General features: G+C 65.9%; 18 protein-coding genes and 1 tRNA gene. 8 read left to right on the top strand and 11 right to left on the bottom strand.

Going from position 1 to position 20,956, the window contains the following annotated elements:
* Positions 1–336: 336 nt before the first annotated feature.
* The 6 genes from ACCQ13_RS05105 to murJ all read right to left on the bottom strand — a co-directional run bounded on the left by ACCQ13_RS05105 (position 337) and on the right by murJ (position 8,046).
* Positions 337–412, bottom strand: a tRNA-Thr gene (locus tag ACCQ13_RS05105).
* An 84-nt stretch (positions 413–496) separates the two neighbouring features.
* Entirely contained in the window at positions 497–1,447 is a 951-nt protein-coding gene (gene ispH / locus ACCQ13_RS05100) for a 4-hydroxy-3-methylbut-2-enyl diphosphate reductase (RefSeq protein ID WP_372372351.1), read from the bottom strand.
* Positions 1,448–1,511: 64 nt separating this feature from the next.
* Positions 1,512–2,030: a signal peptidase II gene (lspA, locus tag ACCQ13_RS05095; protein WP_159406755.1), complete on the bottom strand. Its 519-nt coding sequence runs from the start codon at positions 2,028–2,030 to the stop codon at positions 1,512–1,514.
* A gap of 269 nt (positions 2,031–2,299) precedes the next feature.
* A complete protein-coding gene (gene ileS, locus ACCQ13_RS05090; protein WP_104602163.1) occupies positions 2,300–5,131 on the bottom strand; it encodes an isoleucine--tRNA ligase in 2,832 nt (943 codons plus the stop codon).
* A 12-nt stretch (positions 5,132–5,143) separates the two neighbouring features.
* Positions 5,144–6,148: a bifunctional riboflavin kinase/FAD synthetase gene (locus ACCQ13_RS05085; protein WP_104602164.1), complete on the bottom strand. Its 1,005-nt coding sequence runs from the start codon at positions 6,146–6,148 to the stop codon at positions 5,144–5,146.
* A gap of 293 nt (positions 6,149–6,441) precedes the next feature.
* Positions 6,442–8,046: a murein biosynthesis integral membrane protein MurJ gene (gene murJ / locus ACCQ13_RS05080; RefSeq protein WP_104602165.1), complete on the bottom strand. Its 1,605-nt coding sequence runs from the start codon at positions 8,044–8,046 to the stop codon at positions 6,442–6,444.
* Between the two features lie 116 nt (positions 8,047–8,162).
* Here murJ and rpsT point away from each other — a divergent pair, with 116 nt between their 5' ends.
* Positions 8,163–8,432 (top strand): 30S ribosomal protein S20, encoded by a 270-nt coding sequence (rpsT, locus tag ACCQ13_RS05075; protein WP_002807888.1) that lies wholly within the window; start codon positions 8,163–8,165, stop codon positions 8,430–8,432.
* 91 nt (positions 8,433–8,523) lie between these two features.
* On the opposite strand, the gene obgE is transcribed toward rpsT, so the two are convergent.
* The 3 genes from obgE to rplU form a co-directional block, all read right to left on the bottom strand.
* A complete protein-coding gene (gene obgE / locus ACCQ13_RS05070) occupies positions 8,524–9,576 on the bottom strand; it encodes a GTPase ObgE (RefSeq protein WP_104602166.1) in 1,053 nt (350 codons plus the stop codon).
* A gap of 239 nt (positions 9,577–9,815) precedes the next feature.
* Entirely contained in the window at positions 9,816–10,076 is a 261-nt protein-coding gene (rpmA, locus tag ACCQ13_RS05065) for a 50S ribosomal protein L27 (RefSeq protein ID WP_003484326.1), read from the bottom strand.
* 12 nt (positions 10,077–10,088) lie between these two features.
* Positions 10,089–10,409 (bottom strand): 50S ribosomal protein L21, encoded by a 321-nt coding sequence (rplU, locus tag ACCQ13_RS05060; RefSeq protein ID WP_104602167.1) that lies wholly within the window; start codon positions 10,407–10,409, stop codon positions 10,089–10,091.
* Between the two features lie 291 nt (positions 10,410–10,700).
* Here rplU and uvrA point away from each other — a divergent pair, with 291 nt between their 5' ends.
* The 5 genes from uvrA (at position 10,701) to ACCQ13_RS05035 (ending at position 16,601) form a co-directional block, all read left to right on the top strand.
* Entirely contained in the window at positions 10,701–13,670 is a 2,970-nt protein-coding gene (gene uvrA / locus ACCQ13_RS05055) for an excinuclease ABC subunit UvrA (protein WP_372372350.1), read from the top strand.
* On the top strand, positions 13,667–14,071 hold the full coding sequence (locus ACCQ13_RS05050) for an acyl-CoA thioesterase (RefSeq protein ID WP_159406753.1): 405 nt from the start codon (positions 13,667–13,669) through the stop codon (positions 14,069–14,071). The genes uvrA and ACCQ13_RS05050 overlap by 4 nt, the downstream gene beginning before the upstream one ends.
* A 49-nt stretch (positions 14,072–14,120) precedes the next feature.
* Positions 14,121–14,891 carry an enoyl-CoA hydratase/isomerase family protein gene (locus tag ACCQ13_RS05045; protein WP_159406752.1) on the top strand — a complete coding sequence of 257 codons (771 nt, stop codon included), beginning with the start codon at positions 14,121–14,123 and terminating at the stop codon, positions 14,889–14,891.
* A 73-nt stretch (positions 14,892–14,964) separates the two neighbouring features.
* The gene (gene tesB, locus ACCQ13_RS05040; protein WP_104602171.1) at positions 14,965–15,870 is read left to right on the top strand and encodes an acyl-CoA thioesterase II; all 906 of its coding nucleotides are present in this window, start codon (positions 14,965–14,967) and stop codon (positions 15,868–15,870) included.
* Between the two features lie 227 nt (positions 15,871–16,097).
* Entirely contained in the window at positions 16,098–16,601 is a 504-nt protein-coding gene (locus ACCQ13_RS05035; protein ID WP_159406751.1) for a putative signal transducing protein, read from the top strand.
* Between the two features lie 237 nt (positions 16,602–16,838).
* On the opposite strand, the gene ACCQ13_RS05030 is transcribed toward ACCQ13_RS05035, so the two are convergent.
* Positions 16,839–17,570 (bottom strand): EF-hand domain-containing protein, encoded by a 732-nt coding sequence (locus ACCQ13_RS05030; protein WP_208800482.1) that lies wholly within the window; start codon positions 17,568–17,570, stop codon positions 16,839–16,841.
* On the opposite strand from ACCQ13_RS05030, the gene ACCQ13_RS05025 reads away from it, so the two are divergent.
* Together ACCQ13_RS05025 and ACCQ13_RS05020 are read left to right on the top strand one after the other, a co-directional pair.
* Positions 17,461–18,375: an arginyltransferase gene (locus tag ACCQ13_RS05025; RefSeq protein ID WP_159406749.1), complete on the top strand. Its 915-nt coding sequence runs from the start codon at positions 17,461–17,463 to the stop codon at positions 18,373–18,375. The genes ACCQ13_RS05030 and ACCQ13_RS05025 overlap by 110 nt on opposite strands.
* 52 nt (positions 18,376–18,427) lie before the next feature.
* Positions 18,428–19,657: an endonuclease/exonuclease/phosphatase family protein gene (locus ACCQ13_RS05020; RefSeq protein WP_159406748.1), complete on the top strand. Its 1,230-nt coding sequence runs from the start codon at positions 18,428–18,430 to the stop codon at positions 19,655–19,657.
* A 6-nt stretch (positions 19,658–19,663) separates the two neighbouring features.
* Here ACCQ13_RS05020 and purT read toward each other — a convergent pair whose 3' ends face one another.
* The gene (gene purT, locus ACCQ13_RS05015; RefSeq protein ID WP_159406747.1) at positions 19,664–20,866 is read right to left on the bottom strand and encodes a formate-dependent phosphoribosylglycinamide formyltransferase; all 1,203 of its coding nucleotides are present in this window, start codon (positions 20,864–20,866) and stop codon (positions 19,664–19,666) included.
* Positions 20,867–20,956: the final 90 nt, after the last annotated feature.

Below are 20,956 nucleotides of genomic sequence, written 5' to 3'. Positions count from 1 at the left end.
CGCCAGCCTCGTTCGTCGTATCCGGTGGGGGGACTTGTCCACGGCTGCGCTTTTTGGATGGAAGGCGCCGCGCAGACCGAAGACACGGGTTAGCTGCCTAATTTTAAACTTTGCTGCACCTGCACGAAACCCATTGGCAATGATCTGCCGCAATAAAATACGTGCAACGTTGTGCGACATGTTGTCGCAGCGCAGGCAAACGTCGCAGTGCGCCCTGGCACCTGCCCGCAACGATCTGAAAGTGACCTGCGCACAGGCGCAGCGACGGCGCGGATTGACTACACGCCTGGCAAAACGCAACCGGGCCGGCCAAGGGCCGACCCGGTGCGAGCGTGCTGGTGCCGGAAATAGGAATCGAACCTACGACCTACGCATTACGAATGCGCCGCTCTACCAACTGAGCTATTCCGGCGAGCCGCCAATTGTAGGAGCGTGGACAGCGTGCGGTCAATCTCCAGCAACTGGCGCGCCGGCTGGCGGCACATACCTGCCCCGCTCAGCCGACCAGGCGCAGCCGCAGCTCCTTGGGCAATGCGAATACCATCGATTCCGGCTCGCCCTGCAGTTCGGAGACGCCCGCCGCGCCGAGCTCGCGCAGCCGCGCCAGCACGCCATCGACCAGCACCTGTGGCGCCGAGGCGCCGGCGGTCAGGCCAATGTGCTGCTTGCCGACGATCCAGGCCGGATCGATCTCGCTGGCGTTGTCGATCAGGTACGACTCCACCCCGTCGCGCCGGGCCAGCTCGCTCAGGCGATTGGAATTGGAGCTGTTGGGCGAGCCCACCACCAGCACCAGGTCGCACTGCCGCGCCAGGTCGCGCACCGCATCCTGGCGGTTCTGGGTGGCATAGCAGATGTCGTCGTGCCGCGGCCCCTGCATGGCCGGATAGCGCGCACGCAACGCCTCGATGATGCCCATGGTGTCGTCCACCGACAGCGTGGTCTGGGTGGTGTAGGCAAGATTGTCCGGCTGGTCGATCTGCAGCGTGGCGACCTGCTCGATGTCTTCCACCAGATAGATCTTGCCGGCGCCGCGTTCGCGGCTCCACTGCCCCATCGTACCTTCCACTTCCGGATGCCCGGCGTGGCCGATCAGCACCACGTCGCTGCCGGCCCGGCAATGCCGCGCCACCTCGAAATGCACCTTGGTGACCAGCGGGCAGGTGGCGTCGAACACCTTCAGCCCACGCCGCTCGGCCTCCTGGCGCACCGCCTGCGAGACGCCGTGCGCGCTGAAGATCACCGTGGCCGCATCTGGTACTTCGTCCAGTTCCTCGACGAAGATCGCGCCGCGTTCCTTGAGATCGTCAACTACAAAACGGTTGTGCACCACTTCGTGCCGTACGTAGATCGGCGCGCCCAGCGTCTCGATCGCACGCTTGACGATCTCGATCGCGCGATCGACACCGGCACAGAAACCGCGGGGATTGGCGAGCAGGACGTCCATGACGGGCATTCTACGGCAATGGGGAAGTGGGATCGGCTGGAATGATAGAAGCCGGCAACCGGCTTCAGCCTCGATTCCCGATTCCCGGTTCCCGATTCCCGCGCTTGTCGAACAGACCGAACACGGCGATTCCGATGGCGCCCCCCACGATCGCCGAATCGGCGATGTTGAAGGACGGCCAGGTGTGGCTGCCGATGTACCACTGGATGAAATCGACCACGTGGCCGTGCATCAGCCGGTCGATCACGTTACCGATCGCCCCGCCGATCACCAGCGCGTACGGCAGTGCGCTGCGCCAATCCGCGCGCGCGGTGCGCGACAGCCAGAAGGCAAGCAGGCCGCTGATGCCCACCGCCAGCGCGGTGAAGAACCACAGCTGCCAGCCGCCGGCATCGCTCAGAAAACTGAAGGCCGCACCGGTGTTGTAGGTGCGGTACCAGTTCCAAAAACCCTCGATGACCGGCACCGGCGTGTACTCAGGCAGGCTGGACAGCACCCAGGCCTTGCTCCATTGGTCCAGCCCGATCACCACGGCCGACAGCAACAGCCAGATCAATGCGGAGGGTTTAGGTCTTGCGGTCATGAAATCACCTTAGGTGGTGCGACTCCCGGGGTCGGGAGACGCTGGCCGACGGGCACATCGGCAGGCAGCGCCGGATGCGCCAAGTACGGCCCTCATCCGGCGCTGCGCGCCACCTTCTCCCGCTTGCGGGAGAAGGAGTATTGGAACCGACTCCCGCTTGCGGGAGAAGGAGTATTGGAACCGACTCCCGCTTGCGGGAGAAGGAGTATTGGAACGGACTCCCGCTTGCGGGAGAAGGAGTATTGGAACCGACTCCCGCAATCAATCCATCAGAACCAACGACGGTTCTCGCCGGGGCCTTCAATGTTGCTGACGCAGCGGCTGCACAGCTCCGGATGCCGCAGGTCGCTGCCCACGCTGGCCTGGTGGTGCCAGCAGCGCACGCACTTGGACTTGGTGGTCGGCTGTGCACTGACGAAGATGTCGTCGGTGCTGGCCGCAGTCACGGTCACATCGCCACTGATGAACAGGAAGCGCAATTCCTGGCTCAGCGGCTGCCAGCGCGCGGCGGTCTGCGCATCGGCGGCCACGGTGATCTCCGCTTCCAGTGCCGCGCCGATGGCGCCATTGGCACGCATCGGCTCCAGCACCTTGGCCACCTGCTCGCGCAGGGCCAGCAGCTTGTCGAAGTCCGCACTGGTCAAGGCGGCATCGGCCGGCAACGGCGCCAGGCCGTCGTACCAGGTGGCAAACAGCACGTTGCCGGCATGCTCGCCCGGCAGATAGGCCCATAGCTCGTCGGCGGTGAAGCTCAGCACCGGCGCAACCCAGCGCACAAACGCCTCGGCCACGTGATACATCGCGCTCTGCGCCGAACGCCGTCCGCGCGAATCCTCGGCCATCGTGTACAGACGGTCCTTGGTGACGTCCAGGTACAGCGAGCCCAGGTCCACGCTGCAGAAGTTCAGCAGTGCCTGCACGATCTCGGCGAAGTCGTAGCGCGCGTAGGCGGCCACGATCTTTTCCTGCAGTTCGTATGCGCGATGCACGATCCAGCGGTCCAGCAGCACCATGTCCTCCAGCGCCACCAGGTGCTGGCGTGGATCGAAGCCATGCAGGTTGCCGAGCAAAAACCGCGCGGTATTGCGCAGACGACGATACGCATCGGCATTGCGCTTGAGGATTTCCTGCGACAGCGACATCTCGTTGCTGTAGTCGGCCGAAGCGATCCACAGGCGCAGGATGTCCGCGCCCAGGGTCTTCATGATGTCCTGCGGCTCGATCCCGTTGCCCAACGACTTGGACATCTTGCGGCCGTGCTCGTCTACGGTGAAGCCGTGGGTCAGGCACTGCTTGTACGGTGCCGCCTTGTCCATCGCCACGCCGGTCAACAGCGAGGACTGGAACCAGCCGCGATGCTGGTCCGAGCCTTCCAGGTAGAGGTCGGCCGGCTTGGGCAGGCCGCGGTCCACCAGCACTGCCTCGTGGGTGACGCCGGAATCGAACCACACATCCAAGATGTCGGTGATCTTGTCGTAGTCGGCGGCCTCCTCGCCCAGCAGCTCGGCCGCGTCCAGCGTGTACCACACGTCCACACCGCCCTGCTCCACCCGGTCAGCCACCTGGCGCAGTAGTTCGGTGCTGCGCGGATGCGGCTCGCCGGTTTCGCGGTGCACGAACAGCGCGATCGGCACGCCCCAGGTGCGCTGGCGCGAAATGGTCCAGTCCGGGCGGCCCTCGACCATCCCGGCGATGCGCGCCTGGCCCCAGGACGGATACCAGGTCACGCCTTCGATGGCCTTGAGCGCATCGGCACGCAAACCGGCCTTTTCCATCGAGAAAAACCACTGCGGCGTGGCGCGGAAGGCGATCGGCGTCTTGTGGCGCCAGCAGTGCGGGTAGCTGTGCTCCATCTTGCTCGCCGCCAGCACCACACCGGTGTCGCGCAAGGCCTCGATGATGATCTCGTTGGCCTTCCAGATATGCAGCCCGGCCAGCACGGTGTCGCCCAGCGGCGGGGTCGACGGCAGGTACACGCCGCGCCCGTCCACCGGGTTGATCTGCGCGGCGCCATAGCGCTCCAGCAGGCCGTACTGCTTGGACACCTGGTAGTCCTCCTGGCCATGGCCAGGCGCGGTGTGCACGGCACCGGTGCCGTCCTCGGCCGACACGTGGTCGCCCAGCAGCAGCGGGATCTCGCGCTCGGCATAGAACGGGTGCGCCAGCAGCAGTTGCTCCAGCGCCGCACCCTTGGCATGGCCATGCACCACGACCTCGTCCACGCCGTAGCGGGCCAGCGCCTTGGCCGCCAGCGCCTCGGCCACCACCAGCCAGCGCGGCTGGCCGCGATCGACCGGGCCTTGAACCAGCACATAATCCAGCTCCGCACCCAGACTCACCGCCAGCGAGGCCGGCAGCGTCCAGGGCGTGGTGGTCCAGATCGGCACCGCCACACCCACGCCGGCCGGCAAGCGCGCGCCGAAGGCAGCAGCCATAGCCGCCGGATCACGCGCCGGATAGGCGATATCCACCGTCGGCGACACCTTGTCGGCATATTCGATCTCGGCCTCGGCCAGCGCCGAACCGCAGTCGAAGCACCAGTGCACCGGCTTCACGCCACGGGTGAGGTGGCCGTTGTCGACGATCTTCGCCAGCGCACGGATCTCGTTGGCTTCGAAGTGGAAATCCAGCGTCTTGTACGGGTTGTCCCAATCGCCGATCACACCCAATCGCTTGAAGTCGCGGCGCTGCAGATCGATCTGCTCGGTCGCGTATTCGCGGCACTTCTGCCGGAACTGCGCAGCATCGAGCTTGACGCCGACCTTGCCGTACTTCTTTTCGATCGCGATCTCGATCGGCAGGCCATGGCAATCCCAGCCCGGGATAAACGGCGCATCGAAGCCAGCCAGATACTTGGACTTGACGATGATGTCCTTGAGGATCTTGTTGACCGCATGGCCGAGGTGGATCTGGCCGTTGGCATACGGCGGGCCATCGTGCAGCACGAACAGCGGGCGCCCGGCCGCGTTGGCGCGCAGCTGCGCATACAGCCCCTCGCGCTCCCAGCGGTCCAGCATCGCCGGCTCGCGCTTGGGCAGGTCGCCGCGCATCGGAAATTCCGTCGCAGGCAGATGGAGAGTGGCTTTGTAGTCTTGGGTCACAGGAATCTACCGTTACGCTGCGTTGTCTGGAGTGTCGGCACGTGTGCGTGCAGACGCTTGTGGATGGCTCACGGGTGTTGCAGAAGGCGCATGCTCAAGCAACACGGCACGCGCCTGTTCGGCATCGCGATGCATCTGCACGGTCAGCGCCTCCAGGCCATCGAACTTTTCCTCGTCGCGCAGCTTGGCGACGAATTCGACCTCCAGATGCCGGCCATACAGATCGCCCTGAAAATCGAACAGATGCGCCTCCAGCAGCGGCTCCACGCCAGCCACGGTCGGCCGCGTGCCGAAGCTGGACACCGATGGCCATGGCTGCGCGGCCACGCCATGCACCCAGGTTGCATAGATGCCCGACAGCGCCGGCGTGCGCGAAAACCGCAGATTCGCAGTGGGATACCCCAGCGTGCGCCCCAGCTGTTTGCCGCGCACCACCCGTCCTCCGATGGCATACGGGCGGCCGAGCAGATCGGCGGCATGCGCAAACTCGCCTGTCACCAGCAGCTCGCGGATGCGCGTGGCGGAAATGCGCTCGCCATGCAGATGCACCGGCGCGATCTCCCCGGCCGCAAATCCGTGCTGTTCGCCCAGGGTGCGCAGCAAGGCGATGTCGCCGCCGCGGCGATGGCCAAAACGGAACTCCGGGCCAATCCATACCTCGCGGGCGCAGAGCCGGCCAACCAGCGCCAGGCGCACGAAATCCTCGGCACTCATCGCCGACAGGTGGCCATCGAAGCGGATCAGGCCCACGCTGTCGGCGCCGAAGCCGAGCAAGCCTTCGATCTTGGCGCGTGCCAGGGTCAGCCGCGGCGGCGGAGCGGCCGGGGCGAAGAACTCGCGCGGCAATGGCTCGAAACTCAACGCCACCGCCGGCACGCCCAGCGCGCGCGCGCGGTCAACTGCGTGTTGCACCAATGCCCGATGCCCCAGGTGCAGGCCATCGAAGGCGCCGATGCAGACCACGCTTCCGTGCGGGAACAGCGTCCCGCCCTCGACGTCTCTAAACAGCCTGCTCATTCCTCGATCCAAACAGATGCCGGCCTGTGGCCGACCCTCGTTGATGCATAACGCGTAAGTATAGCCGTGCCTGTCAACCCGCATGGCCCGCACCGAGCACGCCAGCGCTTACCGGCACGACGCCGAGCCGGCCCTCAGCAGGCACCGCGCAGGCAGGCGGCGGCTGGCAACCGACCGTCGGCCGTCACCGTCGGCACGCACTACAGTGGACTTTCCACGCCTGCACGGTCCTTGCCGACTCCAGATCCAGGCAGCATTCGCCCAGGAATCACCGCAGAACTCGAAATCCACACTCAGCTCTCGCGCAGATGCCGTGGCCGCAAGCCCAGCGCCAGCTGCGCCATCACGTAGGTGAGCCCGCCACTGCCAACCAGCACCGCCAGCCAACCGATCCGCTGCCATTTGTCCATCCCGGTGAACGACGGCAACCACCACAACAGGCCCAACAGCACCACGCCCATCGCCGCACACGCCAGCGCCAGACGCAGCACATAGCCGCCCCAGCCCGGCCGGCGCTGGTACACGCCAGATTTGCCCAGCCAATACCACAGCAACCCCAGGTTGAGATAGCTCGACAGCGCACTGGCAATTCCCAGCGCCAGGTGCAGCCCCGGCTGCTTGCCCAGCGCCTGCATCACGCCCTGCGCCTTGAGCTCGGGCGGCACCATGAGCTGGTACAGCACTGCCAGCAACACGACGTTGAAGACCATATTGGCTACCAGCGCCGCCACGCCGGCGCGCACCGGGGTGCGGGTATCCTGGCGCGCATAGAACGCCGGCAGCACCACCTTGAGCATCGCGTACGCCGGCAGGCCGAAGCTCAGCCCGTACACCGACATCGCCGTCATCCGGGTATCGAAGGCAGTGAACTGGCGGTACTGGAACAACGTTGCCACCAGCGGCTCGGCCAGCAACAACAACCCCAGCATCGCCGGCATGGCGATCAGCAAGGTGGTCCGGAAGCCCCAGTCCAGTGCGCCAGAAAACGCGGCGCGGTCGGTCTTGACGTGATGCCGCGCCAACGCCGGCAGGATCACCGTGCCCAATGCCACGCCAAACACGCCCAGCGGCAGCTCCAGGAAACGGTCGGCCAGCGACAGCCACGACTGCGAGCCGTCGATCAGCCTGGCGGCGATGACGGTGTCCAGCAGCAGGTTGATCTGCGCCACCGAAGAGCCGAACAGGGTCGGCACCATCAGGGTCAGCACCTTGCGTACGCCCGGATGCCGCCAGCCCCAGCGCGGCAGGGTCAACAGATGGATGCCTTTGAGCGAAGGCAGCTGGAACAGCAACTGCAGCATGCCCGCCGCCAGCACCGCCCAGCCCAGCGCAAGGATCTGTTTCTCCGGCGTCCCGCCCAACCGCGGCGCCAGCCACACCGCCCCGGCGATCATGCACAGGTTGAGGATCACCGGGGTCAGCGCCGGCATGGCGAACTTCTGGAAACTGTTGAGCGCCCCGCCAGCGAGCGCGGTCAGCGAGACGAACAGCAGGAACGGGAAGGTCAAACGAAACAGATCCACCAGCAGGCCATGCTTGGCCGGGTCCGTATCCACTCCACTGGAGAACAGCGTGGCCAGCTGCGGGGCGAAGATCAGTGCCAGCGCGGTGACCAGCAGCAGCACCCCGCCCAGGGTACCGGCCACGCGCGCCATCAGCTCGCGCAGCTCCGCATGCGGGCGGGTCTCCTTGACTTCGGTAAACACCGGCACAAAGGCAGTGGCGAAGGACCCTTCGGCAAATAGCCGACGCAGGAAATTGGGGACCCGGAAGGCCACCCAGAATGCATCGGTCACCGCATTGGTGCCGAACGTAGTGGTGATGACCTGGTCACGTACCAGCCCCAGCACCCGCGAGACCATGGTCATGCTGCTGAACGAGAGCAGACCCCTCACCATGCGGGGTGTGCTCATGGGTGATCCCTCTTGACAACTGACTTGACGTACATATCTGGGTCCATCATACTTTCGCGCTTGCTTTTTCCACCACACCGATTTTTCAGGAAACCACCACCGTGGCCAATATCAAGTCCGCCAAGAAGCGCGCCAAGCAGACCGTTGTGCGCAATGAGCGCAACACCGGACAGCGCTCGATGCTGCGCACCGCCGTCAAGAAGGTGATCAAGGCCCTTGACGCCAACGATGCTGCAGGCGCCGAAGCCGCTTTCGCCGTTGCACAGCCGATCCTCGACCGTTTCAGCGCCCGCGGCCTGATTCACAAGAACAAGGCTGCCCGTCACAAGAGCCGCCTGACCGCGCGCATCAAGGCCATCAAGGCCGCGTAAGCGATCAGCTGCAACGTCGCCGGAAGCCTGGCTTCCGGTGGCACAGAAAAACCCGGCCTTGGCCGGGTTTTTTGTGTGTGCGTGTGCGCACTCAGCCTGCATTGCGCGCCTCGAGCTCGTCCTCGCGCTGACGATCGAAGAACGCCATCACGTCCTTCATGATCGGGAAGGTGCCGTCGCGGCCCAGCGCCGAGACCAGATACCACGGCGCCGTCCAGCCCAGTTCGGCCACGATGGCCTCGGCAGCGGCGCGCGCCTCGTCCTCGAACATCAGGTCGGCCTTGTTGAGCACCAGCCAGCGCGGCTTCTTCAGCAACTCGGGATCATGCCGTTCGAGCTCGCGTTCGAGGGTGCGCACCTGGTCGGCCGGCGACACACCGTCCACGCCACCATCCATCGGCGCCATATCCACCAGATGCAGCAGCAGGCGGGTGCGCTGCAGATGGCGCAGGAACTGCGTGCCCAGGCCGGCGCCATCGGCGGCACCCTCGATCAGGCCCGGCACGTCGGCGATCACGAAGCTGCGATAGGCCTCCACACTGACCACGCCCAGATTCGGATACAGCGTAGTGAAAGGATAGTCGGCCACCTTTGGCGTCGCCGAGGACACCGCGCGAATCAATGTGCTCTTGCCGGCGTTAGGGAAGCCCAGCAGGCCCACATCGGCCAGCAGCTTGAGTTCCAGCTTCAGCAGCCGCTCCTCGCCCTCTTCGCCGGTGGTGGACTGGCGCGGCGCGCGGTTGACCGAACTCTTGAAATGCATGTTGCCCAGACCGCCCTTGCCGCCCTTGGCCACCAGCAGGCGATCGCCGTGCTGGATCAGGTCGCCGATCACTTCGTCGGTCTGTACATTGATGACCACGGTGCCGACCGGCACCACGATGACGCGATCCTCGCCACCCTTGCCGTAGGCCTGGCGGCCCATGCCGTTCTCGCCGCGCTGCGCCTTGAAGGTGCGCTCATGGCGGAAGTCGACCAGGGTATTGACGTTCTCATTGGCCACGATCCACACGCTGCCACCGGCACCCCCATCGCCACCATCCGGCCCACCCAGCGGAATGAACTTCTCGCGGCGAAAGCCGACACAGCCATTGCCGCCATTACCGGCGGTGACCAGGATTTCTGCTTCGTCGACTAACTTCATGGGATGACAACCGGGAATGGGGAATGGGGAATGGGGAATCGGCACAGCGAATGTCCGCCTCCTGCCAGCAAGACGGCTCGCCGGCATGGCTGCAGAATCCGGTCGGGGTGCAGAACCGCTTTTCCGATTCCCCATTCCCGATTCCCGGCCTTCAAACGCAAAACCCCGCCGAAGCGGGGCTTTCCGTCTCGTTCGCCGGGCAGCGATGCCTGACGGACTGGCCTGCATGGCGCGGGCGATTACGCCTCGGCAACCACGCTGACGGTGCGACGCTTCTTCGGACCCTTGGTGGAGAACTCCACCTTGCCGTCGACCAGCGCAAACAGCGTGTGGTCACGACCCAGGCCGACGCCGGCGCCCGGATGGAACTGGGTGCCGCGCTGACGCACGATGATGTTGCCGGCGTCGATGGCCTGGCCACCGAAGATCTTCACGCCGAGGTACTTCGGGTTGGAATCGCGACCGTTGCGCGAGGAACCTACGCCCTTTTTATGTGCCATGACTGGTTCTCCTTACTTCTTGTCGCCACCGGCGATGCCGGTGATCTCGATTTCGGTGTAGTGCTGACGGTGTCCCTGACGCTTCATGTGGTGCTTGCGGCGACGGAACTTGATGATGCGCACCTTGTCGGCGCGGCCGTGGGCCACGACCTTGGCGGTGACCGAGGCGCCCTTCAGCGCATCGCCCAGCTTGATGCCATCGCTGTCGCCCAGCATCAGGATGGTGTCGAACTTGATCTCGTTGCCTGCTTCGACTTCGAACTTTTCCACACGGAGCGTTTCGCCCTGCGCGACGCGGTATTGCTTACCGCCGGTTACCAGAACTGCGTACATGACCAGGTGTTCCTCTGTAGTTATTATGGTCGCCTGACTTGCCCATGGGGCAGACAGGAGCGGGATTGTACTGGCCTAACGGGTTTCGGGTCAACCCGCAAGCACCGCTGCGGCAGCAGGCCCGACCCGGGCCGTGGAACGCATCATCCGGCCGCCACAACGGCCCCGGCAGACTGGCATTTGGGGCAATTGCCCTCATCTAGGTCGGCGGGTAGGCTGATCGACTGCCACTCATTCCTGCTGAGCACGCTCGCATCACCGCCGGTTCGCCGGCCCGACATCGGATCCCCCATGGCGATGGATTTCATCCGCATCCGCGGCGCGCGGACGCACAACCTCAAGAACATCGACCTCGACCTGCCTCGCGACAAACTGATCGTGATTACCGGCCTGTCCGGCTCGGGCAAGTCGTCGTTGGCGTTCGACACCATCTGCGCAGAAGGCCAGCGCCGCTACGTCGAGTCGCTGTCGGCGTATGCGCGCCAGTTTCTCAGCGTGATGGAAAAGCCGGACCTGGACCACATCGAAGGCCTGTCCCCGGCCATCTCGATCGAGCAGAAGTCCACCTCGCACAACCCGCGCTCCACCGTGGGCACCATCACCGAAATCTACGACTACCTGCGCCTGCTGTACGCACGCGTGGGCCAGCCGCGTTGCCCGGACCACGGCTTCCCGCTGGAGGCACAGACCGTCAGCCAGATGGTCGACCACATGCTCAGCCAGGACCAGGAACAGCGCTACATGCTGCTGGCGCCGGTGATCCGCGACCGCAAGGGCGAGCATGCGCAGGTGTTCGAACAACTGCGCGCGCAAGGCTTCGTGCGCGTGCGCGTGGACGGCGAGCTGTACGAGATCGATGCGGTGCCAGCGCTGGCACTGCGCCAGAAGCACACCATCGAAGCGGTGATCGACCGCTTCCGTCCGCGCGAAGACATCAAGCAGCGCCTGGCAGAAAGTTTCGAAACCGCGCTCAAGCTGGGCGAAGGCATGGTGGCGGTGCAGTCGCTGGATGACCCGGCTGCAGCACCGCATCTGTTCTCCTCCAAGTACAGCTGCCCGGTGTGCGACTACTCGCTACCGGAGCTGGAACCGCGGCTGTTTTCGTTCAACGCGCCAGTGGGCGCCTGCCCGAGCTGCGATGGCCTGGGCGTGGCCGAGTTCTTCGACCCAGACCGGGTGGTGGTGCATCCGGAGCTGTCGTTGTCGGCCGGTGCGGTGCGCGGCTGGGACCGGCGCAATGCCTACTACTTCCAGCTGATCGCCTCGCTGGCCAAGCACTACAAGTTCGACGTGGATGCGGTGTGGAATACGCTGCCGGCCAAGGTGCGCCAGGCGGTGCTGTTCGGCAGCGGCGATGAGGTCATCAACTTCACCTACTTCACCGATGCGGGCGGGCGCACCACGCGCAAGCACCGCTTCGAAGGCATCCTGCCGAACCTGGAACGGCGCTACCGCGAAACCGAGTCGCCGGCCGTGCGCGAGGAGCTGACCAAGTACGTCAGCCAACAGCCCTGCCCGGCCTGCAACGGCACCCGCCTGAATCGCGCCGCACGCAATGTGTTCGTGGCCGATCGCCCGCTGCCCGAGCTGGTGGTGCTGCCGGTCAACGAGGCGCTGGGCTTTTTCCAGGGCCTGTCGCTGCCGGGCTGGCGTGGCGAAATCGCGGCCAAGATCGTCAAGGAGATCGCCGAGCGGTTGGGCTTCCTGGTCGACGTAGGCCTGGACTACCTCACCCTGGAACGCAAGGCCGACACCTTGTCCGGTGGCGAAGCGCAGCGGATTCGATTAGCCAGCCAGATCGGCGCCGGCCTGGTCGGCGTGATGTATGTGCTGGACGAACCGTCGATCGGCCTGCACCAGCGCGACAACGAACGCCTGCTGGGCACGCTGACCCGGCTGCGCGACCTGGGTAACACCGTGATCGTGGTCGAACACGACGAGGACGCAATCCGCCTGGCCGACCATGTGCTGGATATCGGCCCCGGCGCGGGCGTGCATGGCGGCGAGATCTGCGCGCAAGGCACCTTGAAGGACATTCTGGAATCGCCACGCTCGCTGACCGGGCAATACCTGTCGGGCAAGCGACGCATCGAGATTCCCAAGCAACGCCACAAGCCCAACCCGAAGATGATGCTGCATCTACGCGGGGCCACCGGCAACAATCTCAAGAACGTCGACCTGGATATTCCGGCCGGGCTGCTGACCTGCATCACCGGCGTGTCCGGCTCGGGCAAGTCCACGCTGATCAACGACACCTTGTTCTCGCTGGCCGCCAACGAGATCAATGGCGCCTCGCATCCGGTGGCGGCCTACCGGGAGATCGAGAATCTCGACCTGTTCGACAAGGTGGTGGATATCGACCAGTCGCCGATCGGGCGCACGCCGCGCTCCAACCCGGCCACCTACACCGGACTGTTCACGCCGCTGCGCGAACTGTATGCCCAAGTACCGGAAGCGCGCGCACGCGGCTATTCGCCCGGGCGTTTCAGCTTCAATGTTCGCGGCGGTCGCTGCGAAGCCTGCCAGGGCGATGGCCTCATCAAGGTGGAGATGCACTTCCTGCCGGACGTGTACGTGCCCTGCGATGTGTGCCACGGCAAGCGCTATAACCGCGAGACGCTGGAGATTTTGTACAAGGGCTACACCATCAACGACGTGTTGCAGATGACCGTGGAAGATGCACTGCGCCTGTTCGAACCGGTGCCATCGATCGCGCGCAAGCTGGAAACGCTGGTGGACGTGGGCCTGAGCTACATCAAGCTGGGCCAGAGCGCGACCACCTTGTCCGGCGGCGAGGCGCAACGCGTCAAGCTGTCCAAGGAACTGTCGCGGCGCGATACCGGGCGCACCTTGTACATCCTCGACGAGCCGACCACCGGCCTGCATTTCCACGATATCGAAGCCTTGCTCGGCGTGCTGCACAAGCTGCGCGACGAGGGCAACACGGTGGTGGTGATCGAACACAATCTGGATGTCATCAAGACCGCCGACTGGATCGTGGACCTGGGTCCGGAAGGTGGCCACCGCGGTGGCACCGTGCTGGTGTCCGGCACGCCGGAAGACGTGGCTGCCGAACCAACGTCCTATACGGGACACTTCCTGGCCAAGATGCTGCCGTCGGTGACCGCGCGCCAGACGCGTCCGGCCGCCGTGGCCAACAAGCCCGACGCGCGCCCTCCGCGCAAGGTCAAACCGGAGAAGGTGGCCAAGGTCGCCAAGTCCGCCACCAAGAAAACTGCGAACAAGAAGGCAAGCCGATGAGCGAACACAAGGTGCTGGCACGCGTCCCGATCAGCGTGCGCTGGCGCGACATGGACAGCATGGGCCACGTCAACAACGCCAAATACATTTCTTACCTGGAAGAGGCGCGCGTGCGCTGGATGTTGGGCGTGCAAGGCGTGTCGATGACCGACCCGATTGCACCGGTGGTGGCGGCGACCAACGTCAACTACAAGCGCCCGCTGGTCTGGCCCAACGATATCGTGGTGGAACTGTTGGTCGAACGCCTGGGCAGCAGCAGCATCACCATCGGCCACCGCATCGTCGACCAGAAGGACGACGCCCTGCTGTATTCGGACGGCAACGTGGTGGTGGTGTGGATCGACACCCAGACCGGCAAGAGTGCTGCACTTCCGGACGCGGTGCGCAGCGCCTGCAGCTGAGCCAGAACGGCACTGCCGGCAGGCGTGACCCGACCTCAAGGAGTTCCGAATGAGCATCCAGATCCTGGACCATGGCCGTCTGCGCGAGCTGCGCCTGACACGTCCGCCGGTCAATGCCTTGGACAGTGCGCTGTGCCAGGCGCTGGGCGCGGCGGTGCGACAGGCCGGCAGTGAAGCCGATGGCATCGTGCTGTCGGGCGGGGAGCGGATTTTTTCCGGCGGCATGGATGTGCCGCAACTGCTGGCGCACGGCACCGACCGCGCCGCGCTGCTGGCCAGCTGGACGGCGTTCTTCGACGCTGCCCAGGCGCTGGCCAACAGTCCGATTCCAGTGGTGGCGGCGATCGGCGGGCATGCGCCGGCCGGTGGCTGCGTATTGGCGCTGTGCTGCGATTACCGGGTGATGGCGCGCAGCGCCGACACCGCCAAACCGTATGCGATCGGCTTGAACGAAGTGCAGGTGGGCCTGGCGGCACCGGAGGGCATCCAGCGCCTGCTGCGCCGGGTGGTGGGCGCGCACCGTGCCGAACGCCTGCTGATCGCCGGGCAGCTGCTGCCGGCCGAACAAGCGGTGCAGATCGGCCTGGTGGACGAACTGGTCGATGGAGAACTGGTCACCGCGCGCGCGGTGGCCTGGCTGCACGCCCTGCTGCAGCTACCGCGCCAGCCGATGCTGGCCACACGCGCGGTGGCACGCGCGGACCTGCACGCGGCACTGGCCCCGGAGCTGATCCAGCTGGAGCGCTTTGTCGATGGCTGGTACGCCCCGGATGCGCAGGCTGCGTTGCACCGCCTGGTGGCACGCCTGCACAAGGCCTGAGCGCGGCCACGCCACGGCGAGCGCACGGCGGCCCGCTATAATCGCGGCCCATCGCATGCCCCAGGCCAGCCCCTTGTCCGCCAACGCCGAACCCGTGGTCTCCGAACTCATCAGCCTGTTGTCGCTGGAGCGCCTGGAAGACAACCTGTTTCGTGGCCAAAGCCGCGACATCGGCACCAAATACGTGTTCGGTGGCCAGGTGCTGGGCCAGGCGCTGGCGGCAGCGCAGGCCACGGTGGACAACGGCCGACAGGCACACTCGCTGCACGCCTATTTCCTGCGTGCCGGCAACATCGACCACCCCATCGTCTACGACGTCGACCGCACTCGCGATGGCGGCAGTTTTTCGGTGCGCCGGGTCACCGCGATCCAGCACGGCAAGGCGATCTTCTTCTGCGCGGCCTCGTTCCAGGAACACGAAGATGGCGCCGAACACCAATCGGCGATGCCGGTGGTACCACCGCCGGAAGACATCGAGCCTGCGGCCGCCCTGGCCCCGGAGGTCCTGGCCAGGCTGCCGGCCAAAGTGCAGCGCTGGCTTTCGCGCGGTGGCCCGTTCGAGTTTCGCCATGTGTTCCCGCGCGACGAACTCAAGCCGCCCAAGCGCCCGCCGTTCCAGCAGATGTGGCTGCGCCTGACCGATCCCATCGGCGAGGACGTCGGCCTGCACCAAGCGCTGCTGGCCTATGCCTCGGATTTCCAGCTACTGGGTACCTCCACATTTCCGCACGGCATCAGCTACTACACGCCGAATGTGCAGATGGCCTCGCTGGATCACGCACTGTGGTTCCATCGCCCGTTCCGCACCGACGACTGGCTGCTGTACGCGCTGGACAGCCCCACCGCGCAAGGCGCGCGTGGCCTGGCGCGCGGTCAGTTCTTCACGCGCGACGGCGTGCTGGTGGCCAGCACCACGCAGGAAGGGCTGATCCGGGTGGTGCCCGATGGCAGCGCCGCCGCCGTGCCGGCCACGCGGTAAGCGCCAGCGCGCCACAGATACCGGAGGGGCGCCTGGGCACCGCATCTCCCGAACCGCTAGAAGGTACGCAACGCCAGCCTTCACCTTGCGGGCTGCACGGACCGCACGCTTGCCTGCATGCCCGTGAAGCGCACGCGACCATTGGCACTTCCCCGCATTCCCGCTACGCATCTTGAACCGGCGTCGCAGTGGCGCCATCTGTTCCGGACCCAACGGCGTTTTCCACCATGCGCAAGATCTTCAGCAGTCAACGTATCGAAACCGCCGAAGGCGTGGCCAACCTATTGCGCGATGCCGGAATCGATATCCGCATCAGCAATGGCCGCTCCTATCAGAGCAAGCGCGGGGGCCAGTTCAGCTACCTGGAACAGGGCAATGCGCAGGCACACCCCACGGTGTGGATCGTGCACGCCAACGATCAACCGCGCGCGCGCGACCTGCTGCGCGACGCGCGGTTGCTCGATACTACCCGCCGCGATCTGCCAAACGTGGAATACACCTTTCGCGAAGGCGAAAACGGCTCCAGCGCCAGCGCGCGCGGCTGGGCCTGGCGCATCCGCCTGGTATTGCTGCTGGTGATCGGCGCGGTGGCCATGGTGGTGGTGATGCGCCATCGCAACGCACCGGCGCCGGGGGCGCAACCAGCTCCCGCCGCGTCGCAGCCCTCGCCGCATGCAACGCCACCGGCAGACGAGGACGAGGTACGCGTGCGGATCCAGCCGGCGCGCTGAACCGGCGGGTTGCGGTGACCAGGCCTCATGCAGGACGCTCGCTGGCACTGCGGCCAACGCATCACCTGCGCTGCAAGGCGCTCACCGGCACGCCAGTAGAAACGGCCCCCTGCTTGCGCAGGAGGCCGTCGGTCGATCGGCGCCTTGTTAACCTGTTGCTATCGCTCTACTGCTTGCTGACGGGCGGCTGCCCCGGCTGCGACAACACCGCCGGGATACGGCTGGGCGTTGCCGGCATCAGTTGCTCGCTGCAGGCCTGGCCGGCAGTGGATGCTTGCCATGCCCGCCGGGCTCGCCCGGACCCTGCTTGCCACGCAATTTCGAAGCCGCATCGAACTCGGCCTTGCTCAGCTTGCCGTCCTTGTCGGTATCGGCCTTGGCAAACCACGCATCGCGATGCTGCTGCATGCGCAGCTCACGGTCGGCACGATCGATAAAGCCATCCTTGTTGACGTCCATCTGGTCGAAGCGCGCAGCGAATTTCGGATCGGCCTTGGCCTCCTCGCGGCTGATGCGCCCGTCCTTGTTGGTGTCGAACTTGGTCAGCCACGCGCCGCGACCTTCGCGCCCGGGGCCAGGGTGACGCGGGCGCTCATCGCGCGAGAGCTTGCCGTCCTTGTTGGTGTCCAGCGTGTCGAACTGCGCGGCCAGCGTCGGGTTGGCGGCCGCTTCACCGCGATCGATCACGCCATCGCCATTGCTGTCGAGTTTGGCGGCACGCGGCGCATCGCCGGATCCCGGCGGCGTGGCGGCGACGACTGCGCCGGTGGACAGCGCGGCCAGCACGGCCAGGGCAAGAAAGGGTTTGCGGGACGTCATGAGACACTCCTGATCTGTGGGAACCACACGCGGCACCTGCATGGGCCGCATCGCGTGGGTGGCGCCGCCGGATCCACCGTGCGCTTCCACCAACACCCACATCAACGTGCCGTCAGCGCGTGCGTTGACGCCGGCATCGGCCGTATTCATCCGGCGGACAGTCGCCGCTGTTGCGACGCGCAGGCGCTATCCTGCGCGCATGGCCATCCACGCCGACACCCGCGACGACCTGCGCCTGTTCCAGACCGGCGAGCATCCCTGTGGCTACTGGTCGGACCGCCAGGCGCGCGACCTGGTGCTGGACCCGCACGACCCACGACTGGGAACACTCTATCCGCAGGCCCTGGCATGGGGATTCCGCCGCTCCGGCGATCTGGTCTACCGCCCGCATTGCGAACGCTGCCGCGCCTGCGTGCCGGTGCGCATCGCGGTGGACGCGTTCCACCCTGATCGCAGCCAGCGCCGCTGCCTGGCGCGCAACCAGGACCTGGTGGTGCGCGTGGTTGCCGCCGAACGCAGCGACGAGCAGCTTGCGCTGTACCGTCGCTATCTCACGCACCGCCATCCCGGTGGCGGCATGGACGCGCATGGCGCCACCGAGTTCGATCAGTTCCTGATCGGTGGCTGGTCGCACGGGCGCTTCCTGGAAATCCGCCAGGCGCCTGTCGCGCATGGCCCTGGGGAATTGCTCGCCGTGGCGGTCACCGATGTCACCGAACACGCCCTCTCGGCGGTGTACACGTTCTATGCGCCCGAGGCGGCTGCACGCAGCCTGGGGACGTTCGCCATCCTGCAGCAGATCCAGTGGGCACAGCGCGAGCGACGCGCACATGTCTATCTGGGCTACTGGATCGACGGCCACGCCAAGATGCACTACAAGCGCCGCTTCAACGCGCTGGAGGCCTACGACGGCCGCCACTGGCGTGGATTGCCTGCCAGCGCGCCGGCCCCGTGAGCCGCCAAACGGCGCCATCGGCCTGTCGCATTGGCCATGCGAGAATCGGATGATGAGAAAACCCTTCCTGCTGCTCGCGCTGACCGCGCTGTGCGCCGCCTGCAACCATCGCGTGCCGTCCTCCACGACAACATCCGACCCATCGCCCGCCAAGCCGGCGACAGCGCCACTGCGCATCGCCACCTATAACACTTCGTTGTATTCCAACGAAGCGGGCGGCCTGATCGCCGAACTACAGGGCGACAGCGCACATGCGCGCAAGATCGCTGCCGTGCTGCAACGCGTACGCCCAGACCTGGTGCTGCTCAACGAATTCGATTTCGATCCGCAGCACCGCGCCGCCGATCTATTCCAGCAACGGTATCTGCAGGTGGCGCAGCCGGGTGGTGGCACGCCGTTGCGTTATCCGTACCGGTATCTGGCACCGGTCAATACCGGCGTCCCGAGCGGATTGGACCTGGACAACAGCGGCCGCGTCGGTGGCGATGGCCGCAGCCGCGGCAACGATGCGTGGGGCTTCGGCCTGCATCCAGGCCAGTACGGCATGCTGGTGCTATCGCGGTATCCCATCGATGCGCAGGCCGTGCGCAGTTTCCAGCTCTTGAAGTGGAGCACGTTGCCGGGTGCACTGCGGCCGATCGATCCGACCACGCGGACCTCGTTTTACAGCGACGCGGTCTGGGCGCAGCTGCGGCTATCGTCCAAATCGCATTGGGACGTGCCGGTACGCACGCCGCTGGGCGTGGTGCATGCGCTGGTGTCGCACCCTACTCCACCGGTGTTCGATGGCGCGGAGAAACGCAACGCCGCACGCAACCACGATGAGCTCGCCCTGTGGCGCGCGTATCTGGACAACGCGGACGACAGCCGGCGCTGGCTGTGCGACGACAACGGAACCTGCGGCGGCCTGCCTGCCGATGCGCGCTTTGTCATCCTGGGCGATTTGAACAACGATCCGGTCGATGGCGCCGGCCGCCACCAGGCGATCCGCGCGCTGATCGATCACCCGCGCGTTCTTCAGTATCCCGCTCCGCTCAGCATCGGTGGTCCGGAAAAGACCGCCCACTACGCCGCGCAAGGGATCACGCACGCCGGCGACCCGCACCAGGTCACCGGCGACTTCGGCCCGCAGGCCGGCACCATGCGCCTGGACTACGTGCTGCCATCGCGCGAATTCACCCTGATCGGTAGCGGCATTTTCTGGCCGGCCAGCAGCGCGCCGGAAGCGGCGATTGCCGACGGTAGCGACCATCATGCGGTGTGGGTGGATGTTGTTTGGTAGCCGGGATCAGCCCTGCAGCTGGATCGTCAACGCCGCAGCCGCCACGCGCGCCTTCTCGCGTGCGTCGTCGATGCTGCCGGCACGCGCCAGCGTCACGCCGACACGGCGGTGGCCATCCACGCGTGGTTTGCCGAACAGGCGCAGCGCGGTGTCCGGGTCGCGCAGCGCATCGGCAACCGAGTCGAACACAGGCACACCGTTGCCATGCGCCAACAGTGCGCAAGAAGCCGACGGGCCGCCCTGGCGGATCACACCGCCGTCTTCTGCGCCGACCGGCAGGCCGAGAATCGCGCGGGCATGCAGCGCGAATTCGCTCAGGTCCTGCGAGACCAGCGTGACCAGCCCGGTGTCGTGCGGGCGCGGCGAGACTTCGCTGAACCACACCTCGTCGCCCTTGACGAACAGCTCCACACCGAACAGGCCCCAGCCACCGAGGTCGTCGGTGATGGCTTTTGCGATCTGTTGCGAGCAACGCAATGCGGCGGCCGACATCGGCTGCGGCTGCCAGCTCTCGCGGTAATCGCCGTCCTGCTGCCAGTGGCCAATGGGGTCGCAGTACGAGGTGCCGCCAGCGTGCCGCACGGTGAGCAAGGTGATTTCGTAATCGAAGTCGATGAAGCCTTCGACAATGCAACGGCCGGCACCGGCACGCCCACCGGTCTGCGCGTACTCCCACGCGGCATCGATATCGGCCACGCTGCGCAGCGTGCTCTGGCCCTTGCCGGAGGAGGACATCACCGGCTTGACCACGCAGGGCAGGCCAACCGCAGCGATCGCCTCGCGATATTCGGCAGCGGTGTCGACGAAGCGGTATGGCGAGGTTGGCAGACCCAGCGTTTCGGCGGCCAGACGGCGGATGCCTTCGCGGTCCATGGTCAGGCGTGCGGCGCGCGCGGTGGGGATGACCTTCTGGCCCTGTTCGCGTTCCAGCGCCACCAGGGTTTCGGTATGGATCGCCTCGATCTCCGGCACGATCAAATGCGGCCGCTCGCTGGCGATCAGCGCGCGCAGTGCCACGGGGTCGAGCATGTCCAGCACGTGCGAGCGATGCGCCACCTGCATCGCCGGCGCATGCGCATAGCGGTCGGCCGCGATCACCTCCACACCGAAGCGCTGCAGCTCGATCGCCACTTCCTTGCCCAGTTCGCCTGAGCCCAGTAGCAGCACGCGGGTGGCGGAAGGCGACAACGGAGTGCCAAGTGTGGTCATGGGGCGTTATCCGGATCGAAGGGGGCGGCCATTTTAACGGGCCGACGGCACGACCGCCGGTCGGAGAATCCTTCAGATCTGATATCACTT

The organism is Xanthomonas sp. NCPPB 1638, from assembly GCF_041475635.2.
In the GTDB taxonomy this organism is placed as follows: Bacteria; Pseudomonadota; Gammaproteobacteria; order Xanthomonadales; family Xanthomonadaceae; genus Xanthomonas; species Xanthomonas cucurbitae.
The sequence above is the reverse complement of the archived record's forward strand: the minus strand, read 5'-3'. Positions and strand labels throughout refer to the sequence as shown.